Raw genomic sequence first — 25,592 nt, forward strand, 5'->3', positions numbered from 1 at the left:
GGCGCCACTCCCACGGCCCGCCTCAGTAATTCCCCCGGTATGCCGATTGCCGATCCCGGCTAACGCCTGACCGGCCGCCGTTCATAGACTGGCTCCATTCCAGCCCAGACAGGAGCCAGTCGTGATTGACGCCAGCAGCACGCCAGCGCGTGCGCCGCGGGAAGCCGGGCGCAAGGCCCGGTGCCTGATTCCCCTCTTGCTTGCCGCGACCCTTGGCGCCGGCGCCGCGGTGGCCGAAGACCTCCCGCCCGAGACCCTGACGGTGGCGCCGCTGCCGCCCGCCGACGAGAACCGCCTGTATATCTCCGACGTGGCCTTCCGCCATATGGTGGACGGCCGGCTGCACGTGGTCGATGGCAGCAAGATGAAGTATCTCGGCCTGCTGCCCACTGGCTTCGGCGGCCAGTCCGTGCTGTCGCCCGACAAGCGTTCCCTCTACGTCGTCTCGACCTACTACCCGCGCCTGACGCGCGGCGAGCGCACCGATGTCGTCAGCATCTATGACGCCGACACGCTCGCCTACCGCAGCGAGATCGTCATTCCGCCGCGCCATGCGCAGTCGCTGAATTACCGCGGCATTATCGCGGTGTCGGCCGACGGGCACTTCCTGTACGTGCAGAATGCCACGCCGGCCACTTCGGTCAGCATCGTCGACCTGCAGGCGGGCAAGTTCGTCGCGGAAACGCAGACGCCGGGCTGCTGGGGCATCTTCGCCACGGCGGCATCGAGCCAGCGCTTCCGCACGCTGTGCAGCGACGGCGGCATGCTGACCGTCTCGCACGACGCGCAAGGCCAGCCCACCGGCCAGAAGCGCAGCGCGCGCATGTTCGATCCCGATGCCGACCCGGTCTTCCTGCATGCAGAACGCATCGGCGACACGCTGTACTTCGTCTCCTTCAACGGCAACGTCTACACGGCCGACCTGTCGGGCGAGGCACCCGCCTTCGGCAAGCCGTGGCCAATCGTGTCCGACGCCGATGCCAAGGGTGGCTGGAAGCCGGGCGGCTACCAGCTCTTCACGCTGCACGCGGCCTCGCAGCGGCTCTATGTCGGCATGCACCCACGCAGCCGCGAAGGCTCGCACAAGAGTCCGGCAACCGAGATCTGGACCGTCGACCTGGCCCGGCAGAAACGCGTGGCGCGCGCGCCGGGGCAGAACGCGCTGGCAATGACCATCACGCAAGGCAGCCAGCCGGTCGTCTACGCGCTCGATGCCGCCAAGGCCGGCGTGGTCGCGCTGGATCCCGCGCGCAACCTGAAGCCCGTGGCGCGCATGGACAACGTGAGCGAGAACTCGGTGCAACTGGAGGCGCACCAATGACCGCCCAGGACCTGATCGGCGACCCGGTCGTCATCGCGGCCTGCAGCGCGGCCGCCGCGCTCGTGCTGCTGCTTTCGGTGGTGCCCAAGCTGCGCGAGCCGGACCGCTTCCATGCCGCGGTCGATGCATACCGCCTTGTGCCGGCCGCATGGTCGCGCGCGGTGGCATTCGCCTATCTCGGCCTCGAAGCCATAGCCGTGCTGCTGCTGGCGCTGATGCCGCTGCAGGCAGCTTCGGCACTGGTCGCCATGGCAGTGTCCGGCGTGGCAACCGGCGCCGTGGTCATCAACCTGCTGCGCGGCCGGCGCGATATCCGCTGTGGCTGCGGCGGCGCGGACGACAACATGCCGCTGTCCGGCGGCTTGCTGTGGCGCAACGCCGCGCTGCTGGCGGTACTGGTCATCGCCGCTGCGTCGGCAAGCGCCGGCAACGGCCGCTCCATGGCTGCGCTCGACTTCGCCGCCGCGGGCTTTGTCGCGCTGGCGCTGCTGCTCATGTGGCTGGGCGCCACGCAACTCCTGGTCAACGCCGGCCGCGCCCGTGGTGCGGTGCGCGCCTGATTCTTTTCCCCTTCATTCTTCGTGAGACTGTCATGACTGCACTTGTCATTGCCAATATCGTGCTGTGGATCGCCGTGCTGGCGCTGCTGTTCGGGCTCTACGCGCTCGCGCGCCAGGTCGGCATCCTGTATGAACGCGTGGCCCCGATGGGCGCGCTGATGATCGACGCCGGTCCCCGCGTGGGCCAGCCGCTGTCGCCGTTTGCCTTGCAGGACGTGCGCGGCACGGCCGTCACCGTGGGCGGCACGCAGCCGGCCAGCACGCTGCTGTTCTTCCTGTCGCCGACCTGCCCCGTCTGCAAGAAGCTGGTTCCCGTCCTGAAGTCGATCCGCGCCAGCGAAGGCAGGTGGCTGCGCGTGGTGCTGGCATCCGACGGCGAGCAGCCCGAGCACCTGGCCTTCCTGCGCCAGGCCGGACTGGGCGAATTCGACTACGTGCTGTCGCGCGAGCTGGGCATGCACCTGCAGATCGGCAAGCTGCCCTATGCGGTGCTGCTGGACCAGCAGGGAACGCTGCGCGCCAAGGGGCTGGTCAATTCCCGCGAACAGCTCGAAAGCCTGTTCACGGCCATGGACATGAACGTGGCGTCCGTCCAGCAGTTCCTGGAAACGCATGCCTGAGCGGCAAGGAGACACGACGATGTGGTTTGACAAGCTTTTCGAACGCCAGACCCGCCGGGCCGCGCAGCGCACCGGGCGCCGCAGCGTGCTGGCCACGCTCGGCAAGGCCATGGTGGGCACGGTGGCACTGCCGGTACTGCCGTTCGACCGCAGCGCCCATGCCGCCGCGGCGCATGGCGCCAGCACTGGCAAGGCCGCGGACGAGACCTCCTGTGATTACTGGAAGTACTGCGCCGTGGATGGCTTCCTGTGCTCGTGCTGCGGCGGCAGTTCGACCACATGTCCGCCGGGCACCGAGCCGTCACGCGTGTCATGGGTCGGCACCTGCCGCAACCCGGCCGACGGCAAGGACTACATGGTCAGCTACAACGACTGCTGCGGCAAAACCACGTGTGGCCGCTGCGAGTGCAACACCAACGAACGCGAACGCCCTGGCTACAAGCTCGGCGTGCACAACGACGTCAACTGGTGCATGAGCAACGCCAGCACCATGTTCCATTGCACCACCTCGATCATCCTTGGAGTTCAGGAATGAAGTCCCCATTGCATCGCCTGTGCGTGGCCTTCGCGCTTGCCGGCGCGGCGGCCACCGCAAGCGCCGCGGATCTGGCGGCGCAGGGCAAGGACGTGTTTGCCGCCAACTGCGCCGCCTGCCACAACAACGATGCCAGCGGCATCCCGGGCGTGGCGCCGCCGCTGGCCAACGCGCTGCGCGAGCGCCTTGGCTCGCCTGCGGGCCAGGCTTACCTGGCGAACGTGCTGGTGCATGGCATGGCCGGCCCGATCGAATCGCAGGGCCAGTCGTTCAACGGCGTCATGCCGTCGTTCGGCACGTTGCCCGATGATTCGCTTGCCGCCGTGCTCGCCTGGCTCGGCACGCAGAACGGCCTGGACGCGGCCACCGTGGGCGCCGACGCGTTCACCCAGGCGCGCACGGCCCGCAAGACACCGGGCGCCGTGCGCAAGCTGCGCGACGCGGCGCACTGACATGCGGCACGCCGTCCTTCGCCTGGTCCTTGCCTGCGTGGCCACCGCGCTGATGGCTGGGGCCGCGCGCGCCGAAGGCCGGTTGCAGCGCGGCCACGCCGACTATGTGCTGCATTGCTCCGGCTGCCACCTGCCGGACGGCTCCGGCAAGCCCGCGGCCGGCATTCCGGACCTGCGCGCCACCGTGCCGCAACTGATAGCCACGGCCGCGGGGCGCGCGTTCCTGATCCAGGTGCCCGGCACCTCCGGCTCGTCGCTGACGGATGCCGAAATTGCCGGACTGATGAACTGGATGCTGCCCGCACTGACCGGCCGCCAGGACATCGCCCCGTTCACCACGGATGAAGTGACCCGCGACCGCAACCAGCGGCTTGACGACGTGGCCGCACACCGTGCCGCCATCTTGGGCACCAGCCGCTGAAACCCGACACCAACGAAGACACCAGAGGAGACCCATGGACACCCGCACCGAACTGCTTTGCGCCGCCGCGCGCGATTTCCTGCAACGCCCGAAGCGCATGCTGATTGACGGCCAGTGGTGCGCCGCTGCCGACGGCGCGGTCTTTACGACAGAGGACCCCGCTACCGAGACCGCGCTTGCCGAAGTGCCCGCCGCAGGTGCCGCCGATGTCGACGCCGCCGTGCAGGCCGCGCGCAAGGCCTTCGAGCAAGGTCCGTGGCACGCCATGCGCCCGTCGGACCGCGAACGCCTGCTGCTGCGCCTGGCTGACCTGGTCGAGTCCAACGCCGAGGAACTGTCGCAGATCGAGGCGCTGGACAACGGCAAGCCCGCGACCATGGCGCGCGCCATCGACGTGGCCGGTGCGGCCGGCTTCCTGCGCTATATGGCCGGCTGGGCCACCAAGCTGCATGGCGAAAGCCTGGACGTGTCCGTGCCGCTGGTGCGCGAGCGCGAGTTCGTCGCGTTCACGCGGCAGGAAGCCGTGGGCGTGGTCGCCGCCATCATTCCGTGGAATTTCCCTTTGCTGATGGCCGCATGGAAGCTCGGGCCAGCGCTGGCCTGCGGCTGCACCGTGGTGCTCAAGCCGGCCGAGGAAACGCCGCTGTCGGCGCTGCGCCTGGGCGAACTGGTGATCGAAGCCGGCTATCCGGCGGGCGTGGTCAATATCGTCACCGGCGACGGCGCGCACTGCGGTGCGGCGCTGGCCGGTCATCCGGATGTCGACAAGATTGCCTTCACCGGCTCGACGGAAGTCGGCAAGCTGGTCGGCGGCGCAGCCATGCAGCGCCTGGCGCGGGTGACGCTGGAGCTTGGCGGCAAGTCGCCCGTCATCATGCTCGACGATATGTCGCCCGAATCCGCCGCCGCCGGCGCCGCACAGGCCATCTTCTTCAACCAGGGCCAGGTCTGCACCGCCGGGTCGCGCCTGTACCTGCCGCGCGCGAAGTTCGATGCGACGGTGCAGGCACTGGCCGACATTGCCAACAGCCTGCGTCTGGGGCCGGGCCTGGAGCCCGACACCGGCATGGGTCCGCTGGTGTCACGCCGCCAGCGCAAACGCGTGGCGGGCTATGTGCAGGCCGGCGTCGATGCCGGCGCCCAACTGGTTTGCGGCGGCAATGCAGAACTGCCGCGCGGGCACTTCTTCAAGCCTACGGTGCTGGCGCATGCCCCCGAGACTTCGTCCGTGGTGCAGGAGGAAATCTTCGGTCCCGTGGTCGTTGCACTGCCCTACGACGACATCGACGAAGTCGTGGGTCGCGCCAACGGCACGCCGTTCGGGCTGGCCGCGTCGGTCTGGTCCAACGACCTGTCGCGCGTGCACCGGCTGGTGCCGCGCATCAAGGCCGGCACGGTCTGGGTCAATTGCCACAACCTGCTCGACAACGCCATGCCGTTCGGCGGCTTCAAGCAATCGGGGCTGGGCCGCGAGATGGGCCGCGCCGTATTCGACCACTACACCGAAACCAAATCGGTCATGATCGCGGTGTAAGCGCCGCGCGCCTGCCAACCGGTTCTGATCCATGCCAGCACACACCATGAACGATACTGCCCCCGCCACGTCTTCCCCGCTGACCGGCCGGCGCCAGTGGCTGAGCCACCTTGCCGGCGCCGCGGTTTCCACGGTTGCCGTGGCCGCCATGGCCAGCCGAACGGCCAGTGCAGCGCCCGACGGGGCGTCACCTGCCACGGCCGGCCCGACCACAGGAGGCGGCACGCCCGACCCCATCGTGCTGATGCCGGCGTGGCAGCTTTCGCGCGAGATCCGCGGCGGCCGCCTGTCCTGCCGGCAGGTCATGACGGCCTACCTGGCCCATATCGACCACGTCAACCCGGTGACCAACGCCATCGTGGCGCTGCGCGGGCGCGACGTGCTGATGCAGGAAGCCGCCGCCGCCGATGAAGCGCTCGCGGCCGGCAAGGTGGCCGGCTGGATGCACGGCATGCCGCAGGCGCCCAAGGACCTCGCGCTCACACGGGGCATCCGCACCACGTTCGGCTCGCCGATCTTCAAGGACAACGTGCCGGCGACGGACGCCATCATCGTCGAACGTGCGCGCAAGGCCGGCGCGATCCTGCTTGGCAAGACCAATACGCCGGAGTTCGGCCTGGGCTCGCAGACCTTCAACCCGGTCTATGGCGCCACGCGCAATCCGTATGACAGCACGCGCACGGCCGGCGGCAGCAGCGGCGGCGCGGCGGCCGCGCTGGCCATGCGGCTGCTGCCGGTGGCCGACGGCAGCGATTTCGGCGGCTCGCTGCGCAATCCGGCCGGGTTCTGCAATGTCTATGGCTTCCGCCCGTCCGTGGGCCGCGTTCCTTATGGCCCCACGCCCGAGGTCTTCCTCCAGCAACTCGGCTACGAAGGTCCGATGGGCCGCACCGTGGCCGACGTGGCGCTGCTGCTGGCCACGCAGGCCGGCCCCGATCCGCGCACGCCACAGGCGCTTGCGGCGGACCCGGTGCTTGCGACGCTGACGCCGGAGAACGTCATGGCGGCGCTGTCGACCGACCTCAAGGGCAAGCGCGTGGCCTGGCTTGGCGACTGGGACGGCTATCTGCCGATGGAAGGCGGCATTCTGCCGCTGTGCGAGCAGGCACTGCAGGCGTTTGCGGCGTTCGGCGTCAGTGTCGAAAAGATCAAGCCGCCGTTTTCGCCGGAGCGCCTGTGGAAGACGTGGCTGGTGCACCGCCACTTCCTGGTCGGCAACGGCATGCTGCCGTTCTACAAGGACCCGGCCAGGCGCGCCATGCTCAAGCCGGAAGCCATCTGGGAAATCGAAGGCGCACTGAGGCTCAGCGCCGAGGACATCTACGCCGCGAGCGCCGATCGCAGCGCGTGGTACCAGGCACTGGAGCATGTCTTTGCAAGCTTCGACTACATCGCCGTACCCACCGCGCAGGTGTTCCCGTTCCACGTGCGCCAGCCGTGGCCGAAAGAGATCGCGGGCCGCCAGATGGACACTTACCACCGCTGGATGGAAGTCGTGTTTCCCTGGACGCTGTCAGGCTGCCCGGCGATCAGCGTGCCGGTCGGCTTCGGCCAGAACGGCCTGCCGATGGGCATGCAGCTGATTGGCCGCCCGCGAGACGACCTCGGCGTGCTGCGTGTGGCACGGGCTTACGAGCAGGAACGGGACTGGGTGGGCCGCCATCTGCCACGGGCGGTCGTCGCCTGAACGGCAGGACGCTCGTGCGAGACGCCGTTCAGCGACGCGCCAGCGTGGCTGACGGCAATTCGCCGAAGAACGCGCGGTACTGCGCGGCAAATCGCGGCAGATGCTGGAAGCCGAAGCTTGCCGCGGCCGCGCCGACCGAGTCCGCCACGCCGGCGCGAAGCACCTGGCGCACGCCATTCATCCGCACCGCGCGCACGAAATCGAGTGGCGACAGGCCGGTGACCTCGTTGAAGCTGTATTGCAGCGTCCGCCGCGACACGCCCAGCCGTTCGCACAGCGACAGGATGCTCCACGGCTGCTCCGGCGCGCTGCGGATCATCTGGTAGGCGTCGGCCACCAGCCGGCGCCGCGCAGGAGCGGTTGGCAAGCGGTCGATCCCGGCATTCCCTTCCCCGACCAGGACCACCGCTGCGGCGAGCAGCAAGGCATCGCGCATCGCGCTTTCGACAAAGCGGTTGCTGAACACCTCGGCATCCATCGCTGCGGTGGCCAGGACGGACAGCAGCACGGCCCGGAACTCCCGGCCCGCGCGCTTCGAGACCGGCCGCACGGGCGGCATGCGAGCGAGCCGCTCCGGCTCGCCCCCGGCCTGTGCCACGGCGCGCTGGAGTGCCGGCAAGGGTACGGTCAGGCCGGCCAGGTCCAGTTGCTGCGGCGTGCGCATGGCCATCGACGGCCCCCACAGCAAGGTCTGCCCATCCATGGCGTAGCCGGAAAACCAGCCGCCCTGGCATTGCATATCGGGCAAGGCGAGTGCGACATAGCCCTTTGCGGCTTCGCCTTCTTCCAGCAGGCTCTGTGAAGTCTGCTCGCGGAAGACATGGACGTCGCCATAGGTCACCTGCGACATTTCGGCGCGAAAGGCGCCCGGCGTGAGCTGCTGGTAGCGCTGCTGCCAGCCGTCCAGCTCGACGGCGGCCGCGTGCGCGTCGTCAGCCACGACGTGGCGCAAGGCACGCACGGCAGCGGCTTCGGGCAAGGACTGGGATGTGAGCGTCGGAGGATTCATGGGGGCGGCCTGGAACGCTGTACCGGCACGCGGTGGCTCGGGCCACGTGGTTCCGCGCGGGTGCAACACTGCACTGTAGCGAACGGCACGCCCGGCAACGAAGCGGGGTAACCCTGATGGCGCGGAGCGGGCCAGACATCGACGATGAAAAAAACGACTTGTATATCGCCATTTAAATCATCATCGGAATAGCTGTGCGTGGCTACACTTGCTTCCGTGCCGCACAAAAAACACTACGGCACCGCTCACAAGGCGACCCGGACGGCATGCAGGGCGGCAGATCCGCCGCCCCGCGCCCCCACCAGCCCCACGGGGAATGCCGCCTGAAATCAGTCAGAAGAAGCAGCAACCATGCACAACAAGACTCTCAACGCCCTCCTCCTTACGGCCATCACCCTTGGTGCCAGCGCGATCGCCGGCCAGGCCGCCGCCCAAGGCCTGCAGGACCGTGGCATCTCCGGTGACCGCTACGGCTACGTCATGCGCCAGGGCAAGCCCGACCCGTTCACGGACGGCGCCAACGCCATCGGCAAGCGCGACCCGTTCACCGACGGCGGCCACGTCACCGACAAGCGCGACGCCTTCACCGACGGCGGCCACAGCGCCGGTGCCAGCCTGAACATCGCTGGCATGGACCACTCCGGCGTGTCGGCGCCGCCCGCACATGGCGCAGCGCTCGCGGACGCCAACGCCAACGCGTAAGCAGAACGCATCATTGGCGCAGGCCTCGTCTGCCACGACGCCTGCGCGCACAATTCCTTCCAGAGATCGCAATGAAGACCATCCTGCTGGCGCTGCTTGGCGCCGCGGCTGTCACGGCGGCGTGGCCCGCCATGGCCGGCCCCGACTGGGCCGTCATCGAGCGCGGCCGCGCGGCGGCGCGCGCGGCGCACCCGTGCACCGACACCCACCAGCGTTCGACCGGTGCCACGGCGGCGAGCATGCCTGGCGCCCCGCACCACGGTTGATCAGCGCGGTGGCTGCACGGCCCTACTGATGCCGCTGCGGTCACCCCGCCGGACTGCGCCATTGCGGCTCGTTGGCCCCGGATCCACCAAGGCGCGTCCCTAGTCTTCTCCGTCAGCCAGAATCTCCACCGCCCCGTCGAAGTCATAGTTCTCCACCGCCTCGCACAGCGGCGCAAGCGATCGGCATCCAACGCCTCCGCCAGCCGCTGGCGGTGGGCCGCAAGTGTCAGGCTTGCCTCGCTGGCGCCATCGGCCAGCTGGCGGCGCAGACGGTCAAGTACGTCCGCGATGCCGACGGATGGGCTGGAAACCGGGGCGGCCGGTTCCGGTGTATCTGGCGGCAGGTGCTCGCGCAGGGCTTCGCACAGGCTGGCATGCGCCTGTTCCAGCGCTTGTAGCAAGGTGGACGGATCTTCCGACGACATTCCCATCAGCGCGCACTCCAGCGATGCCGAGGCCCCGGCCACGTGCCTGGCGCCAAGGTTGCCGGCCAGTCCGGCCAGCGTGTGCGCCAGGCGCGCGGCCTCGGTACGCTCGCCGGCCCGCAGCAGCACGGCGATCCGCTCCGGTGTGCGGGCATAGCCCGAAAGCAGGCGTTCCAGCAACTGGCGGAACGTGTCGACGCGCCCGCCTGCCCGGGCAACGGCACCATCGACATCGACCAGGCCCGTGGCAGCCAATGCTAGGGTCCAGTCCGGCGCGGCATTCCGCGCGTCAGGTTCGGGGCCTGCCACCACGGCGTCCTGCATGCCCAGCGGATCGTCACGCCAGCCTGCGGCTCCCTGCGTGCCGGCGCCAGTCCTTGACGGCGTGCCGGTCAGCCAGCGGTGCAGGGTCGTGAAAAAGGTGGCGGGACTGATGGGCTTGGGAATATGGTCGTCCATGCCCGCGGCCAGGCAGCGGCTGCGGTCTTCGGGCAATGCGTTGGCCGTCATCGCCACCACCGGCATCGACGCCAGCCGCGGATTGGCGCGGATGTGGCGCGTGGCTTCGAAGCCGTCCATGATCGGCATCTGCATGTCCATCAGCACCAGGTCGTAGTCCTGGCCGGCCAGCAGTTCGAGTGCGATCGCACCATTCGCCGCCGTATCGGGGGTGATGCCGGCCTGCTGTAGCAGGTGGGTGGCGACTTCGCGGTTGATCTCGTTGTCTTCGACCAGCAGCACGCGCGCATGCGGCAGCGTCCAGCTTGGCCCCGTCACGGACCTCGGCGCACCCCGGTCTGGCAGGCGCCCCGGCTCCGACGCCAGCACGCGCATGGTCGCGTCGAACAGGACCGACGGGCTGACCGGCTTGTGCAGCGTGGTCTCGAAGCCATTGCGCTGGCCTTCGCGCACGACCTCTTCGCGGCCGTTGGCGGTAATCATCAGCGGGCGCGGACGCTGGCCCTGCAAGGACATCGCGGCCAGCCGGCGCACGGTTTCGATGCCGTCCAGCCCGGGCATGCGCCAGTCGATGTAGACCGCATGGTAGGGATCGGACACGGCATCCGCATGCTGGATGGCGGCCAGCGCCTTTTCGCCTGATTCGACTTCGTCCGCGCGGAAGCCAAAGCCGCGCAGCATGGACGCGATCACCTGGCGCGCGTAGCCATGGTCATCGACCACCAGCAGGCGGCGCCCCGCGAGTTCAGGTTGCACCAGCAGTGCCGGCGCCCGCCGGGTGCCCGGCAGCAGCGACAGCTCGAACCAGAACGTGCTGCCCTTGCCTGCCTCGCTCTGCACGCCGATCGCGCCGCCCATGAGCGTGACCAGGCGCTGGCTGATGGCCAGCCCCAGGCCGCTGCCGCCATATTGCCGCGTGGTGGAGCTGTCGGCCTGTTCGAAGCTGCGGAACAGCCGCGGCATGGCATCGGCATCGATACCGATGCCCGTATCGCGCACCTCGAAATGCAGCCGGACCCGCGTCTCGGCGTGTTCGCCGGCGCAGCGCGCGACGCGGATGGCAATCTCGCCGCGCTCGGTGAACTTGACCGCATTGGTGGTGAAGTTGATCAGCACCTGGCGGATGCGCAGCGGATCGCCGCGCAGTGAATCGGGCACGTCCGGCTGTACATCGACCACCAGTTCCAGTTGCTTGGCGGCGGCGCGTTCGCTGACCAGGTCGCCCACCGTGCGCAGCAGGCGCTCCAGCGAGAAATCGACCTGCTCGATCTCCAGCTTGCCGGCCTCGATCTTCGACAGGTCCAGGATGTCGTTCAGGATGCCGAGCAAGTGCTGGCCCGCACGCTGGATCTTCTCGATGTAGTCGCGCTGCTGTGGGTCCAGATGGGTGCTGAGCGCCAGGTGCGCCATGCCGATCACCGCGTTCATCGGCGTCCGGATCTCGTGGCTCATATTGGCCAGGAAGCTGGCCTTGGCCTGGGCGGCGGACTCGGCTTCGTTCTTGGCCTTGGCCAGCTCCGCGTTGGCCACGGCCAGCTCGCGGGTGCGCTCCCACACCTTGTGCTCGAGCGTCTGCGACAACTCCTTCAGTTCGCGGTTGGCACGCTCCTGCTCGGTAATATCGATGCCTACCGCGCCCACGCCCACCACGGCCTTGCTGGTCGGGTCCTGCACCGGGAAACGCATCATCCGCAGCTGTCGGGTGCCTTCCGGCGAGGCCAGCGCGTAGATCTGCTCTTCGGCCTGGCCGGTGGCCATCACCCGTTCTTCGATCTCCCAGCGCTCTTGCGTGCCGCCGGGCATGACCGCGAGCTCGCGGTCGGTCTTGCCCAGAAGCGCATCCCGCTCCTGTCCGAGCAATGCCTCCAGGGACGGATTGAGCTGCAGGAAGGCATGGTTACGGTCCTTCAGGTGCATGATGGCCGGCGAATGGTCCAGCAAGGCGCGCAGCCGCTCTTCGCTCTGCGCCAGCTTGTGCTGGCTCTTGCGCAGGGCCCAGGCCGCCACGGCGATCAGCAGCATGATCACGCCCGCCATGCTGGCCACCACGGTGCGCGTGGACAGGTAGGAGCTGAGCGTCTCCTCCATGTCCTGCTCCAGGATCAGCCCGCATCCCAGTGCTGGTATCCATAGCCCCGCCCCGGCCGCGCGCTGGCCGCGGTAGCCGCGGTAGCCAAAGGCCAGCTGCAGGGCTTCCGACTGCAGCACCTGCTGCGCCAGGTTCGTGAGCGGCGCATCGTCCGCGGTGCGCCAGCGGCCGTTGCCCAGGTCGGTCGGCACGCGCACGCGCAGGTTGAACATGGAAGCATCGCCGGGCTGGAGCAGCCCCTGTCCGGCCAGCGTCTCGTCGAAGCGGCTCGGCGAACTGAGGCGGCCGTCGCGGTCGATCACATACAGCTCGCCCGAGTTGCCGAAGCGCGCGGCCTTGAGGATCTGCAGCATCACGGCATACGGATCGATGCGCAGGCATAGCGCGCCGACCACGCGATCATGGTCCCACAGGCGCGAACACACGATCTGGAACGGACTGTGGCCCGCCGGCCCGCCCAGTCCGTCCTGGAGCAGCGGCCCGCGGTACGGCGCCGACACCGACGCGCCGTTCTCTCGCGCACGCGTCGCGGTGGCGGCGGCTTCGGGCTGCAGCGTCTTGCCGTTGCGCTCGACCAGGTCGGACACCAGTATGCGGTTATCCATCGTGATCAGGCCGTAGCCGATATAACCGTTGGAGCGGTACAGCGGCGTGATCCAGTTGACGAAGTCGCGCAATTGTTCGGGACCGGGCTGCGCGCCCTTGGCCAGCAGCGGCCGCGCCAGCCGGACTGTCTCGTCCAGCGTGCTCATGGAGACGGCGCGGCGACGCTGGTCGGCGGCCCAGGTCTCAAGCTGTCGCGCGGTGGTGTTCACGGTGGCACCCAGGCGCGCACCGACGCTGGCCTGCTCGTTCTGGCGCACCATGGACATGGCGGCGAACGCCACCAGCCAGACCGCCAGGATCAGCAGCGCACCGTAGGCCGGCAGCGAGCCGCGCAGCCAGAAGCCTGCGTGGGAATCGGGCCTGGACATCGTTCAGGTGGCAGGCGCGGCCTGGCGCTGCGGCGCGTGCGCGGGATCGGCAAAGCGCAGTGCAATCGCGTGGAATTCGCCGGCGATGCCCTCGAATGCGTCGACCATGCCGGGGTCGAAATGCCGGCCGCGGCCTTCCAGGATGATGCGCACGGCTTCCTGGTGCGAGAAGGCCGGCTTATAGACGCGCCGTGAAATCAGCGCGTCATAGACATCGGCCAGCGCCATCAGGCGGGCCGACACGGGAATGGCATCGCCGGCAAGTCCCTCCGGATAACCCGTGCCATCCCATTTCTCGTGGTGGTACTGGGCGATTTCGCGCGCATAGCGCAGGAAGGAATCGCCCGTGCCGCACTGGGCCTCGGCATCGGCAATAGCATCGCGTCCCAGCAGCGTGTGGGACTTCATGGTCTCGAATTCTTCCGCGGTCAGCTTGCCCGGCTTGAGCAGGATCCGATCCGGAATGCCGACCTTGCCGATATCGTGCAGCGGCGCGGACTTGAACAGCAGGTCGATGGTGCGGTCGTCCAGTTGCGCGCTGAAGCGCGGGTCGTGGCGCAGCGCGCGGGCCAGGGCCCTGACGTAGTGCTGGGTCCTGCGGATATGGTTGCCGGTCTCGTTGTCGCGGGTTTCGGCCAGCGCGGCCAGCGCAATGATGGTGGCGTCTTCGATCTGCGTGATTTCACGCGTGCGCCGCTGAACCTCGGCCTCCAGGTACGCCGATCGGTCGCGCAGGAAATCGTGCGCCTGCTTGAGCGTGAGCTGGCTGGCAATGCGGGCGCGGGCCACGGGCGGGCTCACCGGCTTCATGATGTAGTCGACCGCGCCGACCTCGAACCCGCGCGCTTCATCGCGTTCGTCCGTGCGGGCGGTCAGGAAGATCACCGGGACATGCGCGGTGGCCGGGTTGGACTTGAGATGGCGGCAGGTTTCATAGCCATCCATCTCCGGCATCGATACGTCCATCAGGATCAGGTCCGGCGCCGACGACGCGGCCAGTTGCAGCGCCTTGGCGCCACGGTTGGCCACGCGCACGCGGTACTGGTCCTGCAGCATTGCCACCATGGCGGCAATGTTCTCCGGAATGTCGTCGACGATTAGGACGGCGGGTCGCTGCTCGGGGCTGTCGGCGCTCATGTTCAAGGCTTAGGATTGGCCGGCCGCGTCGCTGATCTGCGAAGCAGCCACGTGCCGGATTCGGGGACCAGGCGCCCACGGGGAGTGCTGCCCCCCGCAGGGTTCGCCAATTGAAGAATCGGCCGGAACGAGCGAAACCTGTTCCCTCCTGAAGCGGGGATTGCAAGCAGGCTTATCTTTCCTGCGGGGGTTGCCCGGCAAGCCGGGCGGGCTCAGGCAATGGCCGCCATGGCCTCCAGAATGGGCGCGGCATCGGCGGGCCTGACCAGGCGCGATACCTCCCGGCCATCGCGCAGGAACACCAGCGTGGGCCACAGCTTGACCCGGAACGAGCGCCCGAGCGGGCGGCCGCTGCCGTCTTCCACCTTGATGTGCCGCAGGCCGGGGTAGCTGGCAAAGGCCTGGGCCAGCGCCGGCTGGGCACGCTGGCAATAGCCGCACCAGTCGGTGCCGAATTCAATCACCGTGGCACCTGGCAGGGCATCGATCTCCGCACGCGCGGGCGCGTCGGAAAGGTATTGGTCGGTCATTGGCATCGCAGCGTCTCCTCCGGAAGCGGGGCTATGTCCTTCTATGCAGGCGGCTGGTTGCCTGCTGCGAAGCAACTACCGTACCGGCGGCGGAGTTTGCCATGCCACCGCCCTTCAGGCCAGCTTCCTCGCCCAGCGCATGGCGGGATCGGCGCCCCCGATGCGCAATTTCAGCAACGCCAGTCGCCAGCGTGCCGCTTCATGCATAAGGAAAGAGGAAATCGTTATTTCACATCCCGGTAATCCCCGCCTTATAGTTCGCGATTACGCGAACGAGACGGGCGTACGGGCACGCTCGCCCGAGCCCCTGGAGCACAAATTTGACTGACGGCCTGACGCTTGGCGACACCCTTTCCTGGCCCGCGCGCTACCTGCCGCGCAAGACCGCGCTGGTCGCCGGCACCGGTGCGGCGCGGCGCGCGTGGACCTATGCCGGGCTGGATGCCGAAGTCAATCGCCACGCCAATGCCCTGATCTCGATCGGCCTTGGCAAGGGCGACGTCGTAGCGGCCTTCCTCTACAACACGCCGGCGTTCGTCTTCACGCTGCTGGCCTGCGCCCGCATCGGCGCGGTGTTCAACCCCGTCAACTATCGCCTGGCCGCACAGGAACTGGCCTACATCCTCAACGACGGCAAGGCCCGGGCGCTGGTGTTCGAGCACGAAGTCGCGACGGTCGCGGAAAAGGCCGCGGCGCAGGCCACCGGCACGCCGCTGCGGATCTTTGCGGACGACGGCGAGGCGCCGTCGTTTGCCACGCACCACCTGTCCACGCTGGCCGCCGGCCAGCCCGCCACGGCACCGGAGGTCATCGTGCACGAGGAGGATCCATGCATCCTCATGTACACCAGCGGCACCACGGGCCGGCCCAAGGGCGTGGTCCATACCCATCGCAGCAAGCTGTTCCACAACGCGATGATGCATCAGGCCATGGGCCTGACGCGCGAAGACGTGGGCCTGTCGGTGGCCCCGCTCAACCACACCGCCGAGCTGCACACGAGCTTCCTGCCTCGCCTGCAACTCGGCGCCACGCAGGTGCTGCAGCGGCGTTTTGATGCGGGCGAGGCCTGGGCGCTGGTCGAGGCCGAGCGCGTCACGCACTTCTTCGCGGCGCCGACCATGGTTGGCATGCTGCTGAACCATCCCGACGCGGAGCGGCGCGACCTGTCTTCGCTGCGGCTCGTGGAGTATGGCGGCGCCTCGATGGCCCCGCACCTGATCCGCGAATGGGATCGGAAGATCGGCGCCGGCCTGGTGCAGGTCTACGGCACGACCGAGATGGGCCCCTGCATGTCCGTGCTTTATCCGCACGAGCAACTGAGCCACGCGGGCTCGGCAGGCCTGCCGTCGCTGGGCCACGACCTGGTGGTGGCCCGCCTGCGCGACGATGGCGAGCCGACCGATCCATCCCTGCGATGCGAAGCCGGCGAGGTGGGCGAAGTCCTGGTGCGCGGTCCGTGCATGATGCGCGGCTACCTGAACCGGCCCGATGCCAACGCACGGGCGCTGGCCCATGGCTGGTACCACACCGGCGACCTGGCCAGCCTGGACCGCGACGGCTACCTCTGGATCCGCGATCGTATCGACTACATGATCAATTCGGGCGCCGAGAACGTTTACCCGCGCGAAGTGGAAGACGCGCTGATCGAGCATCCCGCCGTGCTGGAGGTTGCGGTCCTCGGCGAATCGGATGCGACCTGGGGCCAGGTGGTCGGCGCCTATGTCGTCAAGCGCCCGGACGCGCAGGTCAGCGCCGAACAGCTTGATGCGTACCTGCTGCAAGGGGACCGGCTGGCCGCCTACAAGCGGCCGCGCCGCTACCATTTCCTGGACGCGCTGCCCAAGACGACGAGCGGCAAGATCCAGAAGCATATGCTCCGCGCCGGCTGACGCGGCCCGCGGTGTCACGGGCCTAAGGACTTCAAGGGCTGCCCGCGCAATTGGGCAGCCCTCTTCACAACCGGTCTGAGAAAAAAGCGTGCCGATGCGCCGTGAATGACAGAAGTCCGTGGGCCATGGGAAAAATCTGCTGAACAAACCCGCACCGCTCATGGGGTCATGCAGACCGCCCACTTATATCGTATAGTTTCGATATACAGTTTGTCGTTTCCCGATATATGGTTCGCGAATCACCGAAACAACCCTCGCCGGACAACGCCCCTGGCAAGCCCGGGATCGACGTGGATGCCATCCACAAGGCCCTGGCCAATCCCGTACGGCGGAACATCCTGGCCTGCCTGCGCACGCCGGAAGCTTACTTCCCCGCGCAGGAGCATCCGCTCGACATGGGCGTCTGCGCGGGGCTGATCGACGCGCACTGCGGGCTGTCGCAATCGACGGTCTCGGCGCACCTCGCGACGCTGCAGCGTGCCGGGCTGATCCGTGGCCGGCGCATCGGCCAGTGGGTCTTCTTCAAGCGTGACGAAGAGACGATCCAGGCCTTTCTCGACCATATCCATCAGGACCTCTGACTCTCTGACGCTCTGATTCGTACCGGCCCGACGCTACCCGCGTCTTGCCATCGCACAGACCCGTGCGCTCCTCCCTCCCGACGAAAACCAGGACCTTATGCCTACCCTCTTCGATCCTATCCGCATCGGCGACCTCGACCTTCCCAACCGCGTCATCATGGCGCCGCTGACGCGCTCGCGTGCCGTTGGCGGCGAGCGCGTGCCGAACGCATTGATGACCGAGTACTACGTGCAGCGCGCTTCGGCCGGCCTGATCATTTCCGAAGCCACCGCGGTGACCCCGCAGGGCGTGGGCTATGCCGACACGCCGGGCATCTGGACCGATGCGCAGGTCGCGGGCTGGAAGCAGGTGACCGACGCCGTCCACGCCGCCGGCGGCCGCATCTTCCTGCAGCTCTGGCACGTCGGCCGGATCTCCGACCCGATCTTCCTGGACGGCGAACTGCCGGTGGCGCCAAGCGCCATCGCGGCGGGCGGCCATGTGAGCCTGGTGCGCCCGCAGCGCGCCTACGTCACGCCGCGCGCGCTGGAAACCGAAGAAATCGCGGGCGTGGTCGCCGCCTACCGCCACGGTGCGGAAAACGCCAAGAAAGCAGGCTTCGACGGCGTTGAAGTCCACGGCGCCAACGGCTACCTGCTCGACCAGTTCCTGCAGGATTCCACCAACAAGCGGACCGACGCCTACGGCGGCCCGATCGAAAACCGCGCGCGGCTGCTGCTGGAAGTGACCGACGCCTGCATCGAGGTGTGGGGCGCCAAGCGGGTCGGCGTGCACCTGTCGCCGCGCGGCGACGTGCACACCATGGGCGATTCCGACCTGGCCGCTACGTTCGGCTACGTCGCGCGCGAACTCGGCAAGCGTGGCATCGCGTTTATCTGCTCGCGCGAGGCACTGGGCGACAATCGCCACGGTCCGGCGCTGAAGGCAGCGTTCGGCGGCGTCTACATCGCCAACGAAAAGATGACCAAGCAGACCGCCGAGCGCGTGCTGGCCGCCGGCGAAGCCGATGCCGTCGCATTCGGTCAGTTGTTCATCGCCAACCCGGACCTGCCGCGCCGCCTCAAGCTCGACGCATCGCTCAATGCGCCGCGCCCCGAGACGTTCTATCACCCGGGTGCAGAAGGCTATACGGATTACCCTGCGCTCGCCTGACCACGAACCGGCAAGCCCGGTCGCGGCTGCCCTTCGGGCGGCCGCCAGTCAGAACAGCCAAGGGATCCCCTCCCCTTGGCGAGCGCCCCTGCGCTACTCGACGCCCCGCCTAAAATTCGCTTTCGCCGATTGCCTGGGTTCGCGCATTGCCGCTGCGCGCGGTGTTCAGGGTGAGCGACATCCGGCTGTATCGCGTGCCATTGCCTTCGGCGATTTCTTCCAGCTCGAAGGGCTCCGACCTGGAGAGCTTTCCGGTATCCAGGTCCATGAAGCGAACATCAAAGTTCCCCGAAGCCATATTGGAAAACTCGAAGGACGCGCCCGCCTTGATCAGCGCGAAGCGCACCGGGACCGGGCTGCCCCCTTCCAGTGAAAACACCTTCAGAAAGACGTCGGACGGGTTGCGCGAGTTGTCGACCGTCAGCGACGACAATCCACCCGTCTTGCGGATGGGATAGCCTGGAACGTAGCTGGACCATGCCGGCCACGACTGGCCGTTCGGCGCCGCGGGCTGGCGTGCATAGCGAGGCAGCGCTTCTAGCGGCTTTCCCGGCGTGGCGGAAAGCGTGCGCGACTCGGCAGGCGTTAACGGCACCGTCGCGGCCAATGGCGTCCACGTCGCGGACTGCCCGGAATTCTCCACCGGCGTGCGCGAGGTCGGAATGATCAGGTAGATCGCGACCCCCGCCACCACCAGTACGAACAGCGACTTTGAAAACGTGCGGTTCCCTGCCGGCCTGGTCGTGCCCTTGGAATTTCCGGAGGCCCGGTCGGCTGTCGAAGCCCGGGTCGCGGCAGAGGCCTGGCGCGCCGCCGAAACCGGCCTGGACGCCGGCCCATTGGATGCCCCGGGGGCTGAGGAAGCCGGCCGTGCGCGCTGCGCGGCACGAACGGACGCCGACGCGGCGGCCTTTTCCTGCGCCAGAATCCAGGCATCGTGCTGGGCGCGCCTGGCGGGGTCCATCAGGACCTCGTAAGCCGAGTTGATAATCGTCATGACCCGATGGGATTCGGATGAATCCCGGTTCCGGTCCGGATGGTGCTTTTGACTTAATGCCTTGTATGCCGCGCGAATAACCTCGGGCGGGGCGTCACGAGAAATCTTCAGATTATCGTAATGGGTATGCATTCTCGCAGCCGGCGCATAAAGGTCGCGTCGATTTTACCGCCGGCGACGTGACAAGGGAATCTCGCTCTCATGCGCCAAGTTAATAAAAAATCACGCGCTGCTTGCCGCGGACACCCTTAGCGTCGCCTCGCCTTGCCGCACTGCCACAAGGCGCGCATTCCGGACACCCTGAATGTCCATAACCCTCGCTAAGATCAACCTCCTTGATCTCACCGGAAATTTTTACAAGAGAGCACTCAGCGGTACCGTCAGGGCCGTTATTTGGCCGCCTCGCGGGCCACGTAGAGGCCAGCACACTCGCCGCGCAGGGGTATCACCGTTGTCGGTCCATTCACGTCGGCCTGCGAGCTTCGCGGGCCCGGGGTCTTTTAGCTCTCAGAGGAGAAATCAGCATGACGAAGAAAATCGCAGTCGTTACAGGCGGCATGGGTGGCCTGGGAGAGGCAATTTCCATTCGCTTGCATGACGCGGGCCATAAGGTTGTGGTGACGCATTCGCCGGGCAATACCAAGGTCCGGGAATGGCTCGCCACCATGGCAGCGAACGGTCGCGAAATGAGTGCATACGAAGTCGATGTGGCCGACTTCGAAAGCTGCCAGGCGTGCATGGCGAAAATCCTCGGTGACATGGGCCACGTCGACATCCTCGTGAACAATGCCGGCATCACGCGCGACATGGCCTTCAAGAAAATGGGCAAGCCCGACTGGGACGCGGTGATGAGGACCAACCTCGATTCCGTGTTCAATGTCACCAAGCCACTTTGCGAGGGCATGGTCGAGCGCGGCTGGGGTCGCATTATCAACATCTCGTCGGTCAACGGCTCCAAAGGCGCCTTCGGCCAGACCAACTATTCCGCCGCAAAGGCCGGTATGCACGGATTCACCAAGGCACTGGCCCTCGAAGTCGCCAGGAAGGGCGTGACGGTCAATACGGTGTCTCCGGGTTATCTGGCCACCAAGATGGTGATGGCCGTGCCGAAAGACGTCATGGACAGCAAGATCCTGCCGCAGATTCCAATTGGGCGCCTTGGCAAGCCCGAAGAGGTGGCAGGACTTGTGGCTTTCCTGTGCTCGGACGATGCGGCCTATCTCACCGGGGCCAATCTCGCCATGAACGGCGGACAGCATATGGACTGAAGCATCCTGGTCGTCCCGTCCCGTACGGGTCGGCCTGCCCATGCTGCGCGCCGCATAGGATCGCCGTCAATCGCCATGTACCTGCAATACAGGTAAATCTTGAATACGCGCAATTCAGGTAACTTGCTTTTACCTGAAACGCAGCTAAGATAGATTTATCTGTATTGCAGGTATTACCCTATGACGCAAGTGCTTTCAACGACTCCCCAACTGGGCCAGATTTTGCGCTCGGCGCGTCGGGCCAGGAAACTCACGCAAGGCCAGGCCGCAACCAGGCTGGGGCTGAGCCAAAGCCGGCTGTCCGCCCTGGAACTGGTACCTAAAGCGATTTCAGCTGAACAACTGCTGGCTTTGGTGAACCTTTATGGGCTGGAACTGATCATCCAGTCCAAGGACGCCGCCCCCGCATCCGAAAAGACGGACTGGTAAGCGCAGTGGGAAGAAAGTCACACACGCGGGCGCTGTCAGTCTGGGCCAACGGTCTTCGGGTCGGCACCTGGCGCATCCCGGCGCACAGTCCGATGGAGCTCCAGTACGACAAAGACTGGATGGAATCGGCCGCGGGCCGTCCCTTGTCCCTGTCGCTACCGTTTGGCGTTGATGACTCGCCTTTGAAGGGGGAGCGGGTCCGAAACTACTTTGACAACCTCCTGCCAGATAACGACAACATCCGCAGGCGGCTGGCCACCCGGTTTCAGACCGGCTCCACCGATGCCTTCGACTTGTTGGAAGCGATCGGGCGCGATTGCGTGGGCGCCGTTCAGCTGCTCAAGGAAGATGAGGCGCCGCAGCATGTCGACCGGATCGAAGGCACCCCGCTTTCCGATGACGACATCGAAAGACTGCTACAGAACACGGTCACGACGACGGGGCCCGGCACGCTGAAGGAGGACGAGGATTTCCGCATCTCCATTGCCGGCGCCCAGGAAAAAACCGCCCTGCTCCGCCATGAGGGCCGGTGGCTGCTTCCGCATGGCGCCACGCCGACCACGCATATTGTCAAGCTGCCGCTCGGCCTGGTCGGCAACCGCAAGGCGGACTTGACGACTTCGGTAGAGAACGAATGGCTCTGCATGCAGCTGGTCAGGGCGTTCGGGCTTCCGGTGCCCGATTGCGAGATAGTGTCTTTCGGCAAGCAAAAGGTGCTGGTCGTAGAGCGGTTCGACCGGCAGCTACATCGCAGCGGCGACTGGATCATGCGATTGCCACAGGAGGACTTCTGCCAGGCGCTCGGCGTGCCTGCGCATCTGAAATACGAAGCAGAAGGCGGCCCCGGGATGGTAGACATCACGGGAATCCTGCGGCAATCGCAGACGCCTGACCAGGATCTCGAAACGTTCCTGTCCGCGCAAATCCTGTTCTGGTTGCTGGCCGCAACCGACGGACACGCCAAGAACTTCAGCATCCATATGCTGCCAGGCGGGCGCTACACCCTCACGCCACTCTACGATGTCTTGTCTGCCTGGCCGATTATCGGCGACGGGCCGAATCACATCTCCTACCACAAGGCCAAGCTGGCCATGGCAGTGGATGGCAAGAACCGCCACTACCACCTGAAAGATATCCGGCGCCGCCATTTCAATGCCATGGCCGCCAGGTGTTATGCCGGCGAAACCGCGGAGCCGATCCTTCGGGATATGCTTGCCAAAGTTCCTTCGGTGATTTCGAGCGTGGCAGAAAGCCTCCCTGCCGGATTCCCGGCCCGCGTTTCCGACCGGATTTTCGAGGGCCTTCAGGCATCGGCGAAGCGTCTGGAAGAGACGGAATCCGCTTAGGCCCCCCGGGCGCCCGCATCGACACTATCGCGAAGCCGCCCGGCGCGCCGCACGTTGCGGGATCAGCAGGATGCAGCCCGCGATGAAGGCGATCAACACGCCAGACGCGTAGAACCGGCTGAACTGCAGTCCGCCTTGCGCAACGGGCTTGTCGAGCAGGTCGCCCAGTGTTGCGCCGAGCGGGCGCGTGAGCACGAACGCGACCCAGAACAACGCGGTACGCGAAACACGGGGCCAGAGCCAAAGCGCGGCCACGATGACGAGCCCGCCCCCGAAGATTGCCGCGCCGACCTCATAGCCGAGCCCAAGGCCGCCCCTATCCTCGCCGGCCACCCAGTCGCCGAGCGCGGTGCCGAGCGTCTGCGAGAACAGGATGGTGATCCAGTAGAACCATTCGGCACGCGCGCTCACGACGCTATCCATCGAAACCGTGCCCTCCACGCGGTACCAGCTGGCAAGGCTGGCCAGCAGGCACGCAGCGACGATCGCCACGCCGCCTGCATAACCCACGCCCAGCGAACGATCGCAGAAATCCGCGAGCGTCGTCCCAAGCGTCGTCGTGGCGACGATCGTGGTCCAGAACAACCACGGATAAAACCGGCGCGCACGGATCTGCGCCGAGACCAACACCACGAAGGCGGCAAGAAAGATCAGGGAACCGATGAGATAGCCGAGTTTGAGCGACATCGTCAGCCAGTCGCCCCCGGTTTCGCCGAGCGTCGTTGCGGCGATCTTGATGACCCAGAAGCCGAGCGTTACTGCCGGAATCTTGCTGATGGCGTCGTCGATCGGATGCCGGGAGATTGAATGCATGGTAAGACTCCGTAAGCCGCGCAACATGGCGCGAGCGCAGCGGAGGTTGGCTGCTCGTCTCCTTGTTGGATTCCACGACGATCGAAGGTTCAGCAAGCCTTGTGAAGGTTTGTAACGGGCCTGGCCCTGCTCGTGTGTCTACTTTGATCCGGCAGAAAGCCGTCCCGCGATCGCGGCTTAAAGCAATAGCCGGTACATCAGCTGGCTCGCGGCCTGCATGAGCCGGCTGCCGATGTCGGAAATCGTGGATTCAAAGCCCAACACGGTGATCAGGCCATAGAAGATCGCCCCCAGCAGGGCGAAGGACAGCACGCTGGTCTTGACGTTTTCGCTCACGACGCCCCTCGCAAATTGCCGTATCGGGTCAGAATTCCCCGGCATAGCCGCAGCGAGCAGCAGCGTTTCTTATTATCTGGACCCGTCAGGTTCTTTATATAACGGCTGGCCGGCGAGCATGGGGCCATTGCGTGTGGCATCGCGCACACAATGCGATGGGACGTGTGCGGGGCCGCGCAGAGATCTGCCGGGGTAGCGAAGCGTGGGCCGTCAGAGCACCGCCTGGATCGACTTCCTGGATCGCGAAAGGTCTCAGGCCACCCGGCCGAAGCCATCCGCTGCCCAGCGGGCGGCGCGCTCGCGTGTCAGCCTGAAGTCAGGCGCAACCTTGACGGTGGCGACCATCTCGCCAAAGGCGTCGACGGCCGTGAGCGTGCCGTAAGGCTCGAACTCGTCAGGCGTGACAACCAGCCTGACCGTCAGCGGCCCCGATTCAGTTTCGATATGGCACTGCTTGTTGAGCTGCGCGTGCAGCTGCTGCTCGTGCCGGCGGATGACTTCCGCCGCGGTCTTCACCAGTGTCTGGTGGGCGGTGGCATCGAGCGGCTTCGGATCGACCTTGTTGCGTCCCATGGTCCACGGACCGACCAGGGCTGGTTCGACGCTGCCATCACGGATCATCTCGACCGCCCAGCCATCGCCATCCTCGTTCTTGATCACCCGGGCCGTCCAACCCTTGTCTCGCCAGAGTCGAGGCTCGTGAATGGCGGAGGATTCGCCCTCGGGAAGCGTGTCGTCGGTATCTTGCATCCGTCTTGTCGCGCGGGACGCGGAAAGATTTTTTCAGTCTTGCATCGCCCGGCTGCGTGGGAAACGCGTTTGGGCGATACAGCGTAAAGCAGATTGAGCCAGAGGGTTCAATGCACGGTCCCGCGGCACAGGGACCTGGACGGTGACCGTGCGCCCTTCTGGCGTCAATGGGCCGGCAGGTGAATGACTAGCCGGCCCAGGCAAGCATCAGGCCGAAGCCTGGGGCGTCGCGGCGGCGGCCTTCGGCGCTGCCTTCTTCACCGCGGCACGCTTCGGTGCAGCAGGCTTTGCAGCGGCCTTCTTCGGCGCGGCTTTCACGGCAGCCTTGGCGGGCGCGGCCTTCTTCGGCGCAGCCTTGGTGGCGGCGGTCTTGCGCGTTGCCTTGGCGGCGCCGGCGGTCTTTGCCTTCTTCGCCGCGAGCTTGTCCTTGGCGGCCTGCTTCTCGAAACGCAGCGCCGACTTGGCGGCTTCGGCAGCCTGGGCGACTTCGCGCTTGGCCGCTTCAATCGCCTTCTTCGTGTCGGCGCGCAGCTTCAGCAGGCGCTTCTTTGCCGCCACGGCTTCGCGTGCCAGCACGCTGGCCTTTTGCTTCGGTGCGGCGATTTTCTTCGCGGCAGGCTTGCTCTTGGCGACTGCGGCCTTCGGAGCGGCGGCTTTGGTTGCTACGACCATATTTAATACCCGTTGGTTGTGGAGCGCGGAGTATAACCGCTCGAACGCTCTACCCTGAATCGGCTTTAACGGATAACGGATTTCCGAATGGCTCGCACACGCTCCGCAACCGGATTTCCATCACCCGCCCCCGGTGCAAATTTTTTCGACGGCGGACAACGCGACACGCTGGCGCAATGGCGGCCGCGTCCCCAAGGAGCCGGGCGAAAAACAGGGAACGTGTTACGTTACACGTAACACCCTGGCAGCGTGCCGCCATTCGCACCAGTTGCCGTTTTCGCGGAAGTTCGGCGAAGATCCCCCTGCCTCGGAGCACAAACGGCTCCTTCGACAGGCTGGCACGTCCGTTGCTGTTTCTCTTGTGCGCCAGCAGTGCTTTAAGAACGAAACAGGAAAAGACCATGGACAAGACGAAGGCATGTGCCGCCACGCCCGCGCTACTCGCCGAGCAGACGGAACCGCAAGCATGGCCGTGTCGCGATATCGGCCTGGCGGTGGTCATCGACGACACTGCATTGTTCCGGCAGGGCATGCTCCAGATGCTGCGAAACGTCAAAACGCTCGACGTGGTGGAGTCGCTCGATCCGGAGGACCTGCTCATGTTGGGCGCCTCCATGAGGGGATAAGCGCCTGGCGC

25 protein-coding genes are annotated in these 25,592 nt (G+C 66.5%); 16 read left to right on the forward strand and 9 right to left on the reverse strand.

The window, feature by feature from the left end; translation table 11 throughout:
• Positions 1 to 121: 121 nt before the first annotated feature.
• Genes AC3FKG_RS13805 through AC3FKG_RS13840 form a run of 8 tightly spaced genes read left to right on the forward strand, consistent with a single transcriptional unit; the run spans position 122 to position 7,130 of the window.
• Entirely contained in the window at positions 122 to 1,321 is a 1,200-nt protein-coding gene (locus AC3FKG_RS13805; RefSeq protein ID WP_488743360.1) for an amine dehydrogenase large subunit, read from the forward strand.
• The gene (locus tag AC3FKG_RS13810) at positions 1,318 to 1,881 is read left to right on the forward strand and encodes a MauE/DoxX family redox-associated membrane protein (RefSeq protein WP_488743361.1); all 564 of its coding nucleotides are present in this window, start codon (positions 1,318 to 1,320) and stop codon (positions 1,879 to 1,881) included. Before AC3FKG_RS13805 ends, AC3FKG_RS13810 begins: the two co-directional genes overlap by 4 nt.
• 32 nt (positions 1,882 to 1,913) lie before the next feature.
• Positions 1,914 to 2,501, forward strand: coding sequence for a methylamine dehydrogenase accessory protein MauD (mauD, locus tag AC3FKG_RS13815; RefSeq protein ID WP_483711601.1), 588 nt, complete (start codon positions 1,914 to 1,916; stop codon positions 2,499 to 2,501).
• A 19-nt stretch (positions 2,502 to 2,520) separates the two neighbouring features.
• Entirely contained in the window at positions 2,521 to 3,036 is a 516-nt protein-coding gene (locus tag AC3FKG_RS13820) for a methylamine dehydrogenase light chain (protein ID WP_488743362.1), read from the forward strand.
• Positions 3,033 to 3,488 (forward strand): c-type cytochrome, encoded by a 456-nt coding sequence (locus AC3FKG_RS13825; RefSeq protein WP_488743363.1) that lies wholly within the window; start codon positions 3,033 to 3,035, stop codon positions 3,486 to 3,488. Before AC3FKG_RS13820 ends, AC3FKG_RS13825 begins: the two co-directional genes overlap by 4 nt.
• Before the next feature lies 1 nt (position 3,489).
• Entirely contained in the window at positions 3,490 to 3,909 is a 420-nt protein-coding gene (locus AC3FKG_RS13830) for a c-type cytochrome (RefSeq protein ID WP_488743364.1), read from the forward strand.
• A gap of 34 nt (positions 3,910 to 3,943) precedes the next feature.
• A complete protein-coding gene (locus tag AC3FKG_RS13835) occupies positions 3,944 to 5,443 on the forward strand; it encodes an aldehyde dehydrogenase family protein (RefSeq protein WP_488743365.1) in 1,500 nt (499 codons plus the stop codon).
• A 46-nt stretch (positions 5,444 to 5,489) separates the two neighbouring features.
• Positions 5,490 to 7,130, forward strand: a complete 1,641-nt coding sequence (locus tag AC3FKG_RS13840; RefSeq protein ID WP_488743366.1) for an amidase — start codon at positions 5,490 to 5,492, stop codon at positions 7,128 to 7,130.
• A gap of 28 nt (positions 7,131 to 7,158) precedes the next feature.
• On the opposite strand, the gene AC3FKG_RS13845 is transcribed toward AC3FKG_RS13840, so the two are convergent.
• On the reverse strand, positions 7,159 to 8,139 hold the full coding sequence (locus AC3FKG_RS13845; protein ID WP_488743367.1) for a helix-turn-helix domain-containing protein: 981 nt from the start codon (positions 8,137 to 8,139) through the stop codon (positions 7,159 to 7,161).
• Between the two features lie 351 nt (positions 8,140 to 8,490).
• Here AC3FKG_RS13845 and AC3FKG_RS13850 point away from each other — a divergent pair, with 351 nt between their 5' ends.
• Positions 8,491 to 8,841 carry a hypothetical protein gene (locus AC3FKG_RS13850; protein ID WP_483711607.1) on the forward strand — a complete coding sequence of 117 codons (351 nt, stop codon included), beginning with the start codon at positions 8,491 to 8,493 and terminating at the stop codon, positions 8,839 to 8,841.
• Positions 8,842 to 8,851: 10 nt separating this feature from the next.
• On the opposite strand, the gene AC3FKG_RS13855 is transcribed toward AC3FKG_RS13850, so the two are convergent.
• The 3 genes from AC3FKG_RS13855 to AC3FKG_RS13865 all read right to left on the reverse strand — a co-directional run bounded on the left by AC3FKG_RS13855 (position 8,852) and on the right by AC3FKG_RS13865 (position 14,727).
• Positions 8,852 to 13,054, reverse strand: coding sequence for a response regulator (locus AC3FKG_RS13855; RefSeq protein WP_488743368.1), 4,203 nt, complete (start codon positions 13,052 to 13,054; stop codon positions 8,852 to 8,854).
• A 3-nt stretch (positions 13,055 to 13,057) separates the two neighbouring features.
• Positions 13,058 to 14,191, reverse strand: a complete 1,134-nt coding sequence (locus AC3FKG_RS13860; protein WP_483711610.1) for a response regulator — start codon at positions 14,189 to 14,191, stop codon at positions 13,058 to 13,060.
• Between the two features lie 212 nt (positions 14,192 to 14,403).
• The gene (locus tag AC3FKG_RS13865) at positions 14,404 to 14,727 is read right to left on the reverse strand and encodes a thioredoxin family protein (RefSeq protein ID WP_483711611.1); all 324 of its coding nucleotides are present in this window, start codon (positions 14,725 to 14,727) and stop codon (positions 14,404 to 14,406) included.
• A 314-nt stretch (positions 14,728 to 15,041) separates the two neighbouring features.
• On the opposite strand from AC3FKG_RS13865, the gene AC3FKG_RS13870 reads away from it, so the two are divergent.
• From AC3FKG_RS13870 to AC3FKG_RS13880, 3 genes are all read left to right on the forward strand, one after another.
• Complete coding sequence (locus AC3FKG_RS13870) at positions 15,042 to 16,610, forward strand: fatty acid--CoA ligase (protein ID WP_488743369.1); 1,569 nt, start codon at positions 15,042 to 15,044, stop codon at positions 16,608 to 16,610.
• Positions 16,611 to 16,837: 227 nt separating this feature from the next.
• Positions 16,838 to 17,191 (forward strand): ArsR/SmtB family transcription factor, encoded by a 354-nt coding sequence (locus AC3FKG_RS13875; RefSeq protein ID WP_488743370.1) that lies wholly within the window; start codon positions 16,838 to 16,840, stop codon positions 17,189 to 17,191.
• A gap of 97 nt (positions 17,192 to 17,288) precedes the next feature.
• Positions 17,289 to 18,344: an alkene reductase gene (locus AC3FKG_RS13880; protein WP_488743371.1), complete on the forward strand. Its 1,056-nt coding sequence runs from the start codon at positions 17,289 to 17,291 to the stop codon at positions 18,342 to 18,344.
• Between the two features lie 109 nt (positions 18,345 to 18,453).
• Here the strand turns inward: AC3FKG_RS13880 and AC3FKG_RS13885 are convergent, their stop codons facing one another.
• A complete protein-coding gene (locus tag AC3FKG_RS13885; protein WP_483711614.1) occupies positions 18,454 to 19,473 on the reverse strand; it encodes a J domain-containing protein in 1,020 nt (339 codons plus the stop codon).
• 392 nt (positions 19,474 to 19,865) lie between these two features.
• Here AC3FKG_RS13885 and phbB point away from each other — a divergent pair, with 392 nt between their 5' ends.
• The 3 genes from phbB (at position 19,866) to AC3FKG_RS13900 (ending at position 22,384) form a co-directional block, all read left to right on the forward strand.
• The gene (gene phbB, locus AC3FKG_RS13890) at positions 19,866 to 20,609 is read left to right on the forward strand and encodes an acetoacetyl-CoA reductase (RefSeq protein ID WP_483714511.1); all 744 of its coding nucleotides are present in this window, start codon (positions 19,866 to 19,868) and stop codon (positions 20,607 to 20,609) included.
• 180 nt (positions 20,610 to 20,789) lie between these two features.
• Positions 20,790 to 21,038 carry a helix-turn-helix domain-containing protein gene (locus AC3FKG_RS13895; RefSeq protein WP_483711615.1) on the forward strand — a complete coding sequence of 83 codons (249 nt, stop codon included), beginning with the start codon at positions 20,790 to 20,792 and terminating at the stop codon, positions 21,036 to 21,038.
• 5 nt (positions 21,039 to 21,043) lie between these two features.
• On the forward strand, positions 21,044 to 22,384 hold the full coding sequence (locus tag AC3FKG_RS13900) for a type II toxin-antitoxin system HipA family toxin (protein ID WP_483711616.1): 1,341 nt from the start codon (positions 21,044 to 21,046) through the stop codon (positions 22,382 to 22,384).
• A 24-nt stretch (positions 22,385 to 22,408) separates the two neighbouring features.
• On the opposite strand, the gene AC3FKG_RS13905 is transcribed toward AC3FKG_RS13900, so the two are convergent.
• From AC3FKG_RS13905 to AC3FKG_RS13920, 4 genes are all read right to left on the reverse strand, one after another.
• A complete protein-coding gene (locus AC3FKG_RS13905; protein ID WP_483711617.1) occupies positions 22,409 to 23,197 on the reverse strand; it encodes a COG4705 family protein in 789 nt (262 codons plus the stop codon).
• A gap of 177 nt (positions 23,198 to 23,374) precedes the next feature.
• On the reverse strand, positions 23,375 to 23,533 hold the full coding sequence (locus AC3FKG_RS13910; protein WP_483711618.1) for a hypothetical protein: 159 nt from the start codon (positions 23,531 to 23,533) through the stop codon (positions 23,375 to 23,377).
• 252 nt (positions 23,534 to 23,785) lie between these two features.
• Entirely contained in the window at positions 23,786 to 24,283 is a 498-nt protein-coding gene (locus tag AC3FKG_RS13915) for a hypothetical protein (protein WP_483711619.1), read from the reverse strand.
• Positions 24,284 to 24,490: 207 nt separating this feature from the next.
• Positions 24,491 to 24,955: a fumarate hydratase gene (locus tag AC3FKG_RS13920; RefSeq protein WP_483711620.1), complete on the reverse strand. Its 465-nt coding sequence runs from the start codon at positions 24,953 to 24,955 to the stop codon at positions 24,491 to 24,493.
• Positions 24,956 to 25,356: 401 nt separating this feature from the next.
• Between AC3FKG_RS13920 and AC3FKG_RS13925 the strand changes: the two genes are divergently transcribed.
• Positions 25,357 to 25,581 (forward strand): hypothetical protein, encoded by a 225-nt coding sequence (locus tag AC3FKG_RS13925; protein WP_483711621.1) that lies wholly within the window; start codon positions 25,357 to 25,359, stop codon positions 25,579 to 25,581.
• Positions 25,582 to 25,592 lie beyond the last annotated feature (11 nt).

The organism is Cupriavidus sp. 22TCCZM04-2 (assembly GCF_057798895.1).

What these genes read in the sequence shown, in the direction of transcription:
- AC3FKG_RS13905 (WP_483711617.1), bottom strand. Translation starts at nt 23,197, where the DNA reads ATGCATTCAATCTCCCGGCATCCGATCGACGACGCCATCAGCAAGATT.
- AC3FKG_RS13885 (WP_483711614.1), bottom strand. Translation starts at nt 19,473, where the DNA reads ATGCATACCCATTACGATAATCTGAAGATTTCTCGTGACGCCCCGCCC.
- AC3FKG_RS13920 (WP_483711620.1), bottom strand. Translation starts at nt 24,955, where the DNA reads ATGGTCGTAGCAACCAAAGCCGCCGCTCCGAAGGCCGCAGTCGCCAAG.
- AC3FKG_RS13850 (WP_483711607.1), top strand. Translation starts at nt 8,491, where the DNA reads ATGCACAACAAGACTCTCAACGCCCTCCTCCTTACGGCCATCACCCTT.
- AC3FKG_RS13835 (WP_488743365.1), top strand. Translation starts at nt 3,944, where the DNA reads ATGGACACCCGCACCGAACTGCTTTGCGCCGCCGCGCGCGATTTCCTG.
- AC3FKG_RS13845 (WP_488743367.1), bottom strand. Translation starts at nt 8,139, where the DNA reads ATGAATCCTCCGACGCTCACATCCCAGTCCTTGCCCGAAGCCGCTGCC.
- phbB (WP_483714511.1), top strand. Translation starts at nt 19,866, where the DNA reads ATGACGAAGAAAATCGCAGTCGTTACAGGCGGCATGGGTGGCCTGGGA.
- AC3FKG_RS13810 (WP_488743361.1), top strand. Translation starts at nt 1,318, where the DNA reads ATGACCGCCCAGGACCTGATCGGCGACCCGGTCGTCATCGCGGCCTGC.
- AC3FKG_RS13880 (WP_488743371.1), top strand. Translation starts at nt 17,289, where the DNA reads ATGCCTACCCTCTTCGATCCTATCCGCATCGGCGACCTCGACCTTCCC.
- AC3FKG_RS13875 (WP_488743370.1), top strand. Translation starts at nt 16,838, where the DNA reads ATGGTTCGCGAATCACCGAAACAACCCTCGCCGGACAACGCCCCTGGC.
- AC3FKG_RS13915 (WP_483711619.1), bottom strand. Translation starts at nt 24,283, where the DNA reads ATGCAAGATACCGACGACACGCTTCCCGAGGGCGAATCCTCCGCCATT.
- AC3FKG_RS13855 (WP_488743368.1), bottom strand. Translation starts at nt 13,054, where the DNA reads ATGTCCAGGCCCGATTCCCACGCAGGCTTCTGGCTGCGCGGCTCGCTG.
- AC3FKG_RS13895 (WP_483711615.1), top strand. Translation starts at nt 20,790, where the DNA reads ATGACGCAAGTGCTTTCAACGACTCCCCAACTGGGCCAGATTTTGCGC.
- mauD (WP_483711601.1), top strand. Translation starts at nt 1,914, where the DNA reads ATGACTGCACTTGTCATTGCCAATATCGTGCTGTGGATCGCCGTGCTG.
- AC3FKG_RS13925 (WP_483711621.1), top strand. Translation starts at nt 25,357, where the DNA reads ATGGACAAGACGAAGGCATGTGCCGCCACGCCCGCGCTACTCGCCGAG.
- AC3FKG_RS13860 (WP_483711610.1), bottom strand. Translation starts at nt 14,191, where the DNA reads ATGAGCGCCGACAGCCCCGAGCAGCGACCCGCCGTCCTAATCGTCGAC.
- AC3FKG_RS13830 (WP_488743364.1), top strand. Translation starts at nt 3,490, where the DNA reads ATGCGGCACGCCGTCCTTCGCCTGGTCCTTGCCTGCGTGGCCACCGCG.
- AC3FKG_RS13840 (WP_488743366.1), top strand. Translation starts at nt 5,490, where the DNA reads ATGAACGATACTGCCCCCGCCACGTCTTCCCCGCTGACCGGCCGGCGC.
- AC3FKG_RS13865 (WP_483711611.1), bottom strand. Translation starts at nt 14,727, where the DNA reads ATGCCAATGACCGACCAATACCTTTCCGACGCGCCCGCGCGTGCGGAG.
- AC3FKG_RS13820 (WP_488743362.1), top strand. Translation starts at nt 2,521, where the DNA reads ATGTGGTTTGACAAGCTTTTCGAACGCCAGACCCGCCGGGCCGCGCAG.
- AC3FKG_RS13825 (WP_488743363.1), top strand. Translation starts at nt 3,033, where the DNA reads ATGAAGTCCCCATTGCATCGCCTGTGCGTGGCCTTCGCGCTTGCCGGC.